We start from the raw sequence: 11,510 nt of genomic DNA, 5'->3' as shown, positions 1-11,510 counted from the left end.
GTGAAATATTCTTCACAATGGCTAAGTAAAATTGACCAAGCAACCCAACAACTACAATCGCTATCGTTAATTCGCCAATACGGACGCTTAGTTAAAGCATCGGGATTGGTGCTTGAAGCTGTTGGATTAAAATTACCTTTGGGATCTAACTGCCTAGTTGAACGACAAACCAATGGTCAAACTGAGCCTGTTGAGTGTGAGGTAGTTGGCTTTAATGATAAAACACTTTACTTAATGCCGTTTGAATCAACGGACGGTATTTTATTAGGCGCACGCGTCTATACTAAGCAATATAATCTAACACACTTTAGTCATAAAGTCTTACCAATGGGAATGGCTTTATTAGGTCGAGTAGTTGATGCTATGGGGAAACCTTTAGATGGTAAACCGTTACCTGAGCAGGTTGAGTTTGAAGGATTATCTCATAAAGCGATTAACCCATTACAACGCACCCCTGTTCATCAAGTACTTGATGTTGGTGTCAGAGCCATTAATGCGTTACTCACGGTTGGTAAAGGGCAACGCATGGGCTTATTTGCAGGATCCGGGGTTGGCAAAAGTGTCTTACTTGGTATGATGGCGCGTTACACACAAGCGGATATTATTGTTGTTGGTCTGATTGGCGAACGAGGGCGTGAAGTTAAAGATTTTATCGAAAATATTTTAGGCGAAGAAGGATTAGCTCGAGCAGTTGTTATAGCCGCTCCTGCCGATGTATCACCATTATTGCGCTTACAAGGAGCTGCATACGCAACAAAAATTGCCGAAAACTTTCGCGATAAAGGGGTTAACGTTTTACTTATTATGGACTCGTTAACACGTTACGCAATGGCACAACGAGAAATTGCTTTAGCGATAGGAGAACCGCCTGCAACAAAAGGCTATCCCCCTTCAGTCTTTGCCAAATTACCGGCATTAGTTGAAAGAGCTGGTAATGATGAAAACGGAAAAGGCTCCATTACGGCATTTTATACGGTATTGACGGAAGGTGATGATCAACAAGATCCGATTGCCGATTCGGCCAGAGCGATTTTAGATGGGCATATTGTTTTATCTCGATCGCTTGCTGAGTCAGGACATTACCCAGCTATTGATATTGAAGCTTCAATCAGTCGGGTGATGACTGATCTTACTGCACCTGAAGATGAAAAAAAATCCCGATTATTTAAACAACTGTTTTCAAGCTTTCAACGCAATCGCGATTTGATCAATGTAGGGGCTTATGTAACAGGTACTGATCCTTTATTAGATAAGGCAATAGTATTGTTTCCTACCATGCAAAAATTTTTACAACAAGGTATTAATGAACATTGTAGCTATCAAGATGCTTATCAACAATTAGTGAGTATTGTCGAATCAACAAGTTAGGGAAGAGTAATGGCAAATAAAAATTCTGGGCAATTTGCGTTTTTAACATTAAAAAAACTAGCAAAAAAATCGGTCGATGAGACGTTACTTAAGTTAAAAAAAGCGCATGAAAACCACCGCCATGCACAATCACAACTGCATGTATTAAATGACTATTATGCCGAGTATCAACAAAAATTAAATAACGCTTTATCTCGTGGTATTAAAGGCGGTGAACTGAGTAATTTTAACGCCTTTATTTCAACTATTGAGCAAGGCATTGCGCAACAGCAAAAAGTATTGTTAACGTTGGATATTAAGCAAAAGCAAATCACCAATCAACTTAATCAATCGCAAAAAAGCTTAAATACCTATACGACACTATTAGACAAGCAATATAAAAAACAGCAACAACAACAAAATCGTTTACAACAAAAACTGACAGATGAATTTGCACAGTTACAACTAGCAAGGAGAGCATTAAATGAATATTAATCTTATTAATGATTTGAACATGACCACTTCTCATCAATCAAAGAGTGTTGAAACGGACGTAATGGCTGATGATAATGATTGCTTTCAACAACAACTATTGCGGCTAAGCGAAAATCAAGCAGAGCAGGGGGAAAAATCAGTTAATGCCAAGTCAAATGTGACCGAAGATGAGCACGAAGATAATGACCTTAAAGACGAGGTATTAATGATGTCTATTTATCCCATTAATATACAGGATTTTGAGCAAGAAAAACATGCCCTTGTAAGTACAGCACAAAATGGTGATATAACAACTCATTTCAATGCATTGAGAACAAATAATCTAAATACTAATTTATTTGATCATTCATCGTCAGAAACATGGGAAAATGAGCAGGCAACGCAGTTACTTACCTCTATCTATGACAGTGAAGATTTAATTAATAAAGTAACACCACAAACAGATGTAGCGTCGTTAACGAACGATAACAAGGGGATAAAGCTTGACGTTGCTCATAAAAAAGCGACCAGCATTAAAGGCGGTCTTAATAATTTGTATGTTAACCAAACAAATAATACGCAAAATGCTAATGATATTATGCAAAAATTAGCGACAGCTCAAACTCAATTTATAGCAAATCAATATGATAAAGATGTGGCAGTGCATACTAATCAAGAATTCTCGTTGACGACTAATGCAAATGGATTAAGTTCCTTATTATCGCCATCTAATGCCACCGCCACATCAGCTACAATCAATTTATCAACGCCAGTGAATCTAGCGCAATGGCAAACTTCATTAACTGAACAAATTATTATGTTTAATCGTCAAGGTATTCAAACTGCCGACATCAAATTACATCCACAAGAGTTAGGATCATTGCATATTAAACTTGCCATGAATGACGATAAGATGAATCTTCATATGATGGCTGCGCATAGTGTTGTTAAAGGTATGTTAGAATCAGCATTACCTTTTTTAAGAACATCATTGGAAGATCAAGGCATTATGCTAGAGCAAGCCAATATTGGTGACTTTTCGATGATGAACGATTCACAGCAATCCGATATGCATCAACAAACAAAAAATAACCCGTTACCGACCGTGCAAACGCTTGATGCGACCGATGCTGGTGTTGAGCAAATCATCGTTGAAAATCGTTCGCACAACTCTGGTCTTAGCATATTTGCTTAACGATTGACATTATTTTTTAATTTTAGATGTAAATAATTTGAAGCGCATAAATAGGTAATGTTTTATTGCCTATTCTTCAAATCGATTTTAAAAATATGCTTTATTATTCTTGTAACCATGTCCAGCTAATGGATTAGAGATCTTTTTAAATTTTATAGAGACAAGAATAAATATGCCTACAGCCTCAAAAAAAGTCAGTGTTTTAAATTTAATCCTTACTCTGATTACGCTATCAGCGATAAGCTTTGCGGCTTATTTATGGTTTCAAAACCATTCACCAAACACCCATACAGAGCCAGAAGAACCCGAAATCTTGTCGCCTGTATTTTTAACATTAAAACCATTTACGATTTCATTACCTGTTTCAGAAGAAAATATCGATATCAACAAAATTCTTTATATTGGTATCGTTTTACGTGTGGCGAATGAAGATCAAAAAACGGTGCTATTAGATTATTTGCCAGAAGTGAGAAGTGATGTGCTGCTTTTAACGTCAAAACAGTATATTAATCAACTAAAGCAAGAATCAGGGAAAATCAATTTACAAGAACAAATTAAAAATACGTTATCGCGAAAATATGATGCAAAACATTCGGTAAAGATTGATGAAGTTCTATTTACTGATTTTATTATACGGTGATTATTATGCCCGATAAGATCGAAGCCACAACAGATATAAATGAAAAGGATGACGTAGCACAACAATCTGAAAGTTTTGTGATAGCTGAAGATGATGACAATACTGGTGCTTGCGTTGTCTCGTTACCTTCTGGGAAAAAAGCCGACGTTAAACCCTATGATCTATCGGTCAAACATCGCTTTATTCCTGAGCGTTTAACTGCGTTAGAAATTATAAATGAACGTTTTGCCCGTCAATTTCGAATTGGTTTATTCAACCGATTACGTCGCAATACTGATGTGGTGGCTTCACCCGTTGAGCCTCATACGTTCAAAGAGTTTTCTGATATTTCATCGGCAAACCATTTAAATTTAGTGCATCTTAACCCACTAAGAGGTTCAAGTTTATTTTCATTTTCACCTGAATTAGTTTTTATTATTGTCGATTCGTTATTTGGTGGTGATGGACATACAACTCAAATAGAAACAGAAGGGCGTGAATTTACCCATACCGAACAACAGATCATTAAACGAGTACTAGAGTTAGCATTAGTTATTTATCAAAATTCATGGGCTGATGTCTACCCGATTGAAGCCGAATATATTCGATCTGAAATGCAAAGTAAATTTACCAATATTACCAGTTCACCTGATGATATTGTGTTAACAACAAACTTTAAAGTTGAAGTGGGGCATAGTAAAGCAACCTTTTGTGTTTGTATTCCTTATTCTATGGTCGAGCCAATCAAAGAGTTGCTAATAAAACCGCCTGTCGAGCCACAGACTTATCAAGATGATAATGTTTGGATGAGTTCATTAACGACTGGAATCAAACAATCAACCGTCGAATTAGTCGCTAACTTTACCCATATTCACACAACCGTTAACAAACTGTTAGCCTTAAAAGTGGATGATATTTTAGTGATCGATAAACCAACAAGTTTAGATGTAACAGTCGGTGGCGTACCAGTATTAAAAGGCCATTACGGTAAAGTAAATAAACAATATGCAATTCAAGTAGAACAGGTGATTAATCCTGTGATAGAACAATTGAATGAGGGAGTGTTCAATGACTGACACCAAACCAAATCACGACGAAAACCAAAAAACAACAGTAGCAAGTGACGAGCTCATCACGAAAGAAGCGATTTTTGAAACACTATCTCCGCAACACACGGAAGACAAAAAGCAAGATATTAATCTTATATTAGATATTCCTGTAGAACTAAGTGTCGAGCTTGGCCGAACCAAAATCGCCATTAAAGATCTGTTAAACCTAACTCAAGGATCGGTAATTGCATTAGATGGACTTGCCGGAGAACCATTGGATATATTAATTAATGGTTATTTAATTGCCCAAGGTGAAATTGTGGTGGTTGGCGATAACTATGGTGTGCGCATCACCGATATTATTACCCCATCAGAGCGTGTACGAAGATTGAGTCGTTAATGGCAATAAAGCAGACAAATTTGGCACAACCAGTGGTTCCAACTGCCAACACCAACACCAATACCTTATTGGTGCCATCTTCTCAGGCCAATATTTACACCGAAGTTGGATCATCAATGGGATTAATGCTGATTGTGGTCATTGGTTGTATTTTATTGTTAGCATGGCTTGCTAAACGAATGGGTTGGAAAAAAAAAGCCGACCAATGGATTGATGTCAAAGCCACATACAGTATTACGCCTAAAGAACGTATTATGGTGGTTCATGTTGATAACCAACTATTAGTGGTAGGTGTAACTTCTCAACAAATGACATTATTACATACCATCGATGAACAACGCAGCAAAAAGTTACTTGCGCAAAATGTGGCAGAGAAAAATCTGACGAAAAATCACACCTTTCAGCAGATATTACAATCCGCTTTAAAAGCGAAAAAGGAGTAACAACAAGTGCGGTTAAATTTAACTATTTTGCTAAGCTTATTGTTGTTTAGCCTATCGAGCCATGCTGAAATTCCTGCATTATCCGCCATGAACCAGCCCTTGAGCGGTGGTCAAAATTGGTCATTACCCGTTGAGACATTAGTCTTTTTGACCTTACTCACTTTTATACCCGCAATATTACTTTTGATGACCAGCTTTACACGCATCATCATTGTGTTAGGTCTGTTACGTAATGCCCTTGGTACGCAATCCGCGCCCCCTAATCAAGTTATTTTAGGGATTGCACTGTTTATGACCTTTTTTATTATGTCGCCGGTGATTGATAACATTTATCAAGACGCTTATGTGCCCTATTCGCAACATCAAATCACCATGCAAGAAGGTTTAACCAAAGCAACAAAACCGTTAAAAGAATTTATGCTTACCCAAACGCGAGAAAACGACCTAGCGTTATTTGTTAACATGTCTCATCAAAACGATATTCAAACACGCGAAGACATCCCTCTAAAAGTGTTGGTTCCCGCTTTTGTGGTGAGTGAATTAAAAACAGCATTTCAAATCGGTTTTACCATTTTTATTCCTTTTTTAGTCATTGACCTCGTGGTCGCCAGCACACTTATGGCATTAGGGATGATGATGGTGCCACCAGCAACGGTATCACTGCCATTTAAATTAATGTTATTTGTATTGGCCGATGGTTGGCACTTATTACTCGGTTCGCTGGCACAAAGCTTTTTTAGTTGAGTTGCACCATGTCACCTGAATATATTAGCACCTTAGCAACGCAAGCCATAAAAGTTGCTGGATCACTGGCAGGGCCATTACTGTTAGTGGCATTAGTAACAGGATTAATCATTAGCTTATTACAAGCGGCAACGCAAATTAACGAAATGACATTATCATTTATTCCCAAAATTTTGGCGGTGATCGCAGTATTAATTATTTTGGGACCCTCAATGTTATCATTGATGATTGATTATATTCAAACCGTTATCACCGATATTCCTAACTTAACTCGTTAAATTAGATGGATTTTAACAGTAATACTATATTTAATATTGATCTCTTTTCTTGGGCTAAGGACTGCTTTTTTCCCTTTGTTCGTATTTTAGCGATGATTAGGGTGGCGCCGATTTTTGGCGAAAAAGAAATCCCCAATCGCGTTAAAATTAGCTTGGCGCTACTGATTGCGATTGTACTGCCACTTCCTCATCTTGATGACAATATCAAAATATACTCTTTGATAGGAATATGGATTATCGCGCAGCAAATAATGATTGGTGCGCTAATTGGTTTTACCATGCAGTTGGCATTTATGACGGTACGATTTTCAGGCGAATTAATTGGTATGCAAATGGGGCTGGGCATGGCAACTTTCTTTGACCCTATTGGCGGCCCATCCACATCAGTATTATCACGCTTAATTAACATTATTGCGCTATTAATATTTTTGAGTTTGGATGGCCATTTATGGCTTTTATATGGCATCGCAAATAGTTTTGAAATCATTCCAATTGCCGTGATGCCATTACAAGCAAACGGATACTTAGCACTCATTGATGCTAGTAAACTATTATTTATTAATGGTATTATGCTAGCACTCCCCTTAATGACTTTACTGTTAATCATTAACATATCATTGGGATTACTTAATAGAATGACACCACAATTATCGATATTTGTGGTTGGCTATCCAGCAACACTATTATTAGGGCTAGTCATGCTAACTTACCTAATTACGACGCTGCCCACGTTTGCAGAATTTATTTTTGAACAAGTATTTGAACGCATTGCTACCCTATTGTGGTATTTAACTCAGTGATACTTGCGATCAAAAAATTTTATTAAATTAATATTAGATGCTTAATACTAACTAAATTATCGTTGAACGAGAATTTATTTGGAAAATAAACAATGATAAACTAAGCAACCGAAAGCAAGTCTTGTTTATTATTCTAATTATTTACTTGCTCAATGATGATGGATAAGCAATTAACTATGAGCAAAGAACAAGAATTAATAAAGCAGGCAGAAAGACTCGCTTCACTTCCTGATTGCGCAGAACCTTTTGAGCAACTTAAGGCTTTACTCAAAGATGAAACTGATCTTGAAATGAGGTCTCGAGTTATTGCATTTTTCTATATAGCATTTGAAGAAGCATTATGTTCAAGGGCTCATTTTAATATGCTTAATAATAAAGTCCGAAAGCTTATTAACACTTATCCACTGCCTGATGATGCCGAGGAGCAATTAGACCATATAATAGAACAGACTGATAACGTATATGAAAGATTGCTATTAGGTCGGGCTCACGAAGCACTCTTTATTCAACGCCATCAATAATCAAATCAAACAATATTGTTATTTCAGCTCGCTAATTGCAGAAAATGGTTGCAAAGTATGATGTAATTTGTGCTTGTTTTTTGTGGCTATTTATCGAAGTTTATATTTTAACGTATTGATTTAGTGATAAATAAACAAAAACAGTTAAATGAAAAATCAATGTTCTATGTGAATGTTTTTATTGTGTGATAAAGCATATTAAGCAATATCTAAAACTAAGCATCTTAATGCTGATAAAATCAGCATTAATTGCGTCTTTTAATTAGGCTTTTTAATAAAAATTTTTGATTAAGCCTTTTTAACAAAGCAAGCTTTAAGCATAATTTTCATGCCGTCAATTTTGCAATCGATTTCGTGATCCCCTTCGACTAAACGGATACCTTTGGCTTTAGCCCCTTTTTTAAGTACTGTTGAAGAGCCTTTTAATTTCAAATCTTTAATCAAAATAATATCATCGCCGTCAGCAAGTAAGTTACCATTACTATCTTTTACTTGTAATCCAGCATCAGAAGATACCTCTTCGTTGGGATCCCATTCGTGGGCACATTCAGGGCAAACATAAAACGAACCATCATGATACGTATGTTCAGATTGGCAAACAGGGCAATTAGGGATAGATTCCATAGTTTACAATTCTTCCAGATTAAATAAAAATGGCATTTACTATAGCAAAAAAATGCTATTAAGTCATGGATGTTGTCTATTTGATTACTGTCAGATTCTCAAAAATAGTGGTGATGAAAATATAGCAGGTATTAATGATGTTGTTTGTAAAAGTTAATAATTAATTCACCGCTGAATATGAATAAATTATAAGAAAATATCTGGTCATTTACATTTCATGATTAAAATAACCCACTAAAAATGCCTAGGCGTTTTGTTAGGAATCGCTTTATTCAGTTTAACTATATGATAAAATTTAATAAAAATTTTAAGTTTTTGTTTTCTTTCTTTTGCATCGCTGACTATTTACTGATTATGCTGCATCTTCATTCAATCGCCTATCGTTTTCGGCTTTCCCCGATGTTTGAGCTAGGCGGTTTTGTAAATTTCTAATTGATACGATGCTGATCGCATGTTTTAACGAATAGTTACAGCGAAGCTTCGACTAATTATGAAACGGTATAGAATCCTGAATATTTTTTACAAAAATACAGTCTAAAATTCATGAAAGTCCCTATCGTTTTCGGCTTTCCCCGTTGTTTGAGCTAGGCGGTTTTGTGAATTTCTGATTGATACGATACTGATCGCATGTATTAACGAATAGTTACAGCGAAGCTTCGACTAATTGTGAAACGGTATAGAATCCTGAATATTTTTTACAAAAAATACAGTTTAAAAGTAAACAACCCGTCTTTATTTAAGTCCCTATCGTTTTCGGCTTTCCCCGTTGTTTGAGTTAGGCGGTTTTGTACATTTTTGATTGATACGATGCTGATCGCATGTTTTAACGAATAGTGACTGCGAAGCTTCCATTAATCACGAAACGGTATAGAATCCTGAATATTTTTTACAAAAATACAGTCTAAAATTCATGAAAATCCCTATCGTTTTCAGCTTTCTCAGTTGTTTGAGCTAGGCGGTTTTGTGAATTTTTGATTGATACGATGCTGATCGCAGGTTTTAACGAATAATGACAGCTAAGCTTCGACTCATCATGAAACGGTATACAATCCTGAATATTTTTTTACAAAAATACAGTCTAAAATTCATGAAAGTCTCTATCGCTTTCGGCTTTCCCCGTTGTTTGAGCTAGGCGGTTTTGTGAATTTTTGATTGATACGATGCTGATCGCAGGTTTTAACGAATAGTGACTGCTAAGCTTTGACTCATCACGAAACGGTATAGAATCCTGAATATTTTTTACAAAAATACAGTCTAAAATTCATGAAAGTCTCTATCGTTTTCGGCTTTCTCAGTTGTTTGAGCTAGACGGTTTTGTGAATTCTTGATTGATACGATGCTGATCGCAGGTTTTAATGAATAGTGACTGCTAAGCTTCGACTCATCACGAAACGGTATAGAATCCTGAATATTTTTTACAAAAATACAGTCTAAAATTCATGAAAATCCCTATCGTTTTCGCTTTCTCAGTTGTTTGAGCTAGGCGGTTTTGTGAATTTTTGATTGATACGATGCTGATCGCAGGTTTTAACGAATAATGACAGCTAAGCTTCGACTCATCACGAAACGGTATAGAATCCTGAATATTTTTTACAAAAATACAGTCTAAAATTCATGAAAGTCCCTATCGTTTTCAGCTTTCTCAGTTGTTTGAGCTAGGTGGTTTTGTGAATTGTTGATTGATACGATGCTGATCACATGTTTTAACGAATAGTGACTGCGAAGCTTCAATTAATCACGAAACGGTATAGAATCCTGAATATTTTTTACAAAAAATATAACCTATAAAGTGATGTAAATACCTCATAGTGAGCATACAACTGATGTAGAAAATGGCGCTGCTTTTTTAGTATTTTATATTCAATGGATGTCATATTATTTAATGCTTTATGCGGTCTTTCGGTGTTATAAATGGAATGTTCTATTTTGTGCTGTTTTTTGACCATAATCCCCCAAGTTTCCATGGCTTTTACTAACAGCCCAGCCAAAACTATTTTACCTATCAATTCCAACACACTCTGGCAATAAAGTAGCAAAACCTTTATACTATGCGGTAATTTTTAGTATCTCTGAATCAGTCTTACTAAATCAATCCGTTCTTTAACATCATCAATTGGAAGAAAATTATGCATCCGATGCTGAATATTGCTATTCGCGCTGCTCGTAAAGCAGGCAATGTGGCCATTAAGGCTTATGAAAATCCTAGTTCAATCGAAATCGAAGCCAAAGGCGCTAATGATTTTGCCACTAATGCAGATCGTGCGGCTGAAGCTTTGATTATTGAGACAATCAAAAAAGCCTATCCCGACCATACTATTATTGCCGAAGAAAGTGGGCTTGCTAAAGGTAATGATGCCGATACACAGTGGATAATCGATCCGATTGATGGTACGACTAACTTTATCAAAAATATCCCTCATTTTGCTGTATCAATTGCGGCGCGAGTTAAAGGGAAAACCGAAATTGCCGTGGTTTATAATCCAATGAGTAATGAGCTGTTTACAGCTGCTCGTGGTAAAGGTGCTCAACTTAATGGTTACCGTATTCGAGTGAGTAATGCCAAAGATTTAGATGGCAGCGTACTGGCAACAGCTTTCCCGTTTAAAGCTAAACAATACAGCGACAGCTATTTTGCCGTTTTGCAAAAGTTGTTTGTTAAGTGTGGCGATTTTCGTCGCGCAGGTTCGGCCGCTTTAGATTTGGCTTATGTTGCCGCAGGTCGTTTAGATGGCTTTTTTGAAATTGGCTTAAAGCCATGGGATATCGCTGCTGGTGAGCTGATTTTGCGTGAGGCTGGTGGTGTTATTACCGATTTTGCTGGTGGTAATAATTATATGGTTTCGGGCAATGTTGTGGCTGGTAATCCTAGAGTTGTAAAAGATTTATTAGTTTCTACCCAAAACGATTGGCCAGAAAAATTACGTAACTAATTTCCTTTCTTTTTTCACAGGGTTTTATAAGCCCTGTGATCATCGCTTTATTTTTGTGCATAACCTCTAATATTCAGTATATACTA

The 11,510-nt window shown here is 36.4% G+C and carries 13 protein-coding genes; 12 read left to right on the top strand and 1 reads right to left on the bottom strand.

Annotation, left to right across the window (positions count from 1 at the left end; all coding sequences use genetic code 11):
- The 11 genes from fliI (at position 1) to ACYIAM_RS02005 (ending at position 7,870) form a co-directional block, all read left to right on the top strand.
- The gene (gene fliI, locus ACYIAM_RS02055) at positions 1-1,368 is read left to right on the top strand and encodes a flagellar protein export ATPase FliI (protein ID WP_483747061.1); all 1,368 of its coding nucleotides are present in this window, start codon (positions 1-3) and stop codon (positions 1,366-1,368) included.
- Positions 1,369-1,377: 9 nt separating this feature from the next.
- Positions 1,378-1,842, top strand: coding sequence for a flagellar export protein FliJ (fliJ, locus tag ACYIAM_RS02050; RefSeq protein WP_483747060.1), 465 nt, complete (start codon positions 1,378-1,380; stop codon positions 1,840-1,842).
- Positions 1,832-3,016, top strand: coding sequence for a flagellar hook-length control protein FliK (locus ACYIAM_RS02045; protein WP_483747059.1), 1,185 nt, complete (start codon positions 1,832-1,834; stop codon positions 3,014-3,016). Before fliJ ends, ACYIAM_RS02045 begins: the two co-directional genes overlap by 11 nt.
- Before the next feature lie 172 nt (positions 3,017-3,188).
- Positions 3,189-3,656, top strand: coding sequence for a flagellar basal body-associated FliL family protein (locus ACYIAM_RS02040; RefSeq protein ID WP_174796533.1), 468 nt, complete (start codon positions 3,189-3,191; stop codon positions 3,654-3,656).
- A gap of 5 nt (positions 3,657-3,661) precedes the next feature.
- The gene (fliM, locus tag ACYIAM_RS02035; protein WP_483747058.1) at positions 3,662-4,711 is read left to right on the top strand and encodes a flagellar motor switch protein FliM; all 1,050 of its coding nucleotides are present in this window, start codon (positions 3,662-3,664) and stop codon (positions 4,709-4,711) included.
- A complete protein-coding gene (gene fliN / locus ACYIAM_RS02030) occupies positions 4,704-5,084 on the top strand; it encodes a flagellar motor switch protein FliN (protein ID WP_238786513.1) in 381 nt (126 codons plus the stop codon). Before fliM ends, fliN begins: the two co-directional genes overlap by 8 nt.
- Positions 5,084-5,527, top strand: a complete 444-nt coding sequence (gene fliO / locus ACYIAM_RS02025) for a flagellar biosynthetic protein FliO (protein ID WP_483747057.1) — start codon at positions 5,084-5,086, stop codon at positions 5,525-5,527. The genes fliN and fliO overlap by 1 nt, the downstream gene beginning before the upstream one ends.
- A 6-nt stretch (positions 5,528-5,533) precedes the next feature.
- Entirely contained in the window at positions 5,534-6,271 is a 738-nt protein-coding gene (gene fliP, locus ACYIAM_RS02020) for a flagellar type III secretion system pore protein FliP (protein WP_483747056.1), read from the top strand.
- 8 nt (positions 6,272-6,279) lie between these two features.
- Positions 6,280-6,549, top strand: a complete 270-nt coding sequence (gene fliQ, locus ACYIAM_RS02015; RefSeq protein ID WP_174796537.1) for a flagellar biosynthesis protein FliQ — start codon at positions 6,280-6,282, stop codon at positions 6,547-6,549.
- Positions 6,550-6,554: 5 nt separating this feature from the next.
- Positions 6,555-7,349 carry a flagellar biosynthetic protein FliR gene (gene fliR, locus ACYIAM_RS02010; RefSeq protein ID WP_483747055.1) on the top strand — a complete coding sequence of 265 codons (795 nt, stop codon included), beginning with the start codon at positions 6,555-6,557 and terminating at the stop codon, positions 7,347-7,349.
- Between the two features lie 176 nt (positions 7,350-7,525).
- The gene (locus ACYIAM_RS02005) at positions 7,526-7,870 is read left to right on the top strand and encodes a hypothetical protein (RefSeq protein WP_483747054.1); all 345 of its coding nucleotides are present in this window, start codon (positions 7,526-7,528) and stop codon (positions 7,868-7,870) included.
- Between the two features lie 288 nt (positions 7,871-8,158).
- On the opposite strand, the gene ACYIAM_RS02000 is transcribed toward ACYIAM_RS02005, so the two are convergent.
- Positions 8,159-8,494 (bottom strand): zinc ribbon domain-containing protein YjdM, encoded by a 336-nt coding sequence (locus ACYIAM_RS02000; protein WP_085248206.1) that lies wholly within the window; start codon positions 8,492-8,494, stop codon positions 8,159-8,161.
- A 2,126-nt stretch (positions 8,495-10,620) separates the two neighbouring features.
- Here ACYIAM_RS02000 and suhB point away from each other — a divergent pair.
- The gene (suhB, locus tag ACYIAM_RS01995) at positions 10,621-11,424 is read left to right on the top strand and encodes an inositol-1-monophosphatase (protein ID WP_483747053.1); all 804 of its coding nucleotides are present in this window, start codon (positions 10,621-10,623) and stop codon (positions 11,422-11,424) included.
- Positions 11,425-11,510 lie beyond the last annotated feature (86 nt).

The sequence above is a fragment of the Gilliamella sp. X-60 genome, from assembly GCF_057063585.1.
The sequence above is the reverse complement of the archived record's forward strand: the minus strand, read 5'-3'. Positions and strand labels throughout refer to the sequence as shown.

Bases quoted from the DNA above. Each gene is read 5' to 3' on its own strand.
- ACYIAM_RS02045 (WP_483747059.1), top strand. From the start codon at position 1,832: ATGAATATTAATCTTATTAATGATTTGAACATGACCACTTCTCATCAA.
- fliJ (WP_483747060.1), top strand. From the start codon at position 1,378: ATGGCAAATAAAAATTCTGGGCAATTTGCGTTTTTAACATTAAAAAAA.
- ACYIAM_RS02040 (WP_174796533.1), top strand. From the start codon at position 3,189: ATGCCTACAGCCTCAAAAAAAGTCAGTGTTTTAAATTTAATCCTTACT.
- ACYIAM_RS02005 (WP_483747054.1), top strand. From the start codon at position 7,526: ATGAGCAAAGAACAAGAATTAATAAAGCAGGCAGAAAGACTCGCTTCA.
- fliN (WP_238786513.1), top strand. From the start codon at position 4,704: ATGACTGACACCAAACCAAATCACGACGAAAACCAAAAAACAACAGTA.
- fliM (WP_483747058.1), top strand. From the start codon at position 3,662: ATGCCCGATAAGATCGAAGCCACAACAGATATAAATGAAAAGGATGAC.
- ACYIAM_RS02000 (WP_085248206.1), bottom strand. From the start codon at position 8,494: ATGGAATCTATCCCTAATTGCCCTGTTTGCCAATCTGAACATACGTAT.
- suhB (WP_483747053.1), top strand. From the start codon at position 10,621: ATGCATCCGATGCTGAATATTGCTATTCGCGCTGCTCGTAAAGCAGGC.
- fliQ (WP_174796537.1), top strand. From the start codon at position 6,280: ATGTCACCTGAATATATTAGCACCTTAGCAACGCAAGCCATAAAAGTT.
- fliO (WP_483747057.1), top strand. From the start codon at position 5,084: ATGGCAATAAAGCAGACAAATTTGGCACAACCAGTGGTTCCAACTGCC.
- fliR (WP_483747055.1), top strand. From the start codon at position 6,555: ATGGATTTTAACAGTAATACTATATTTAATATTGATCTCTTTTCTTGG.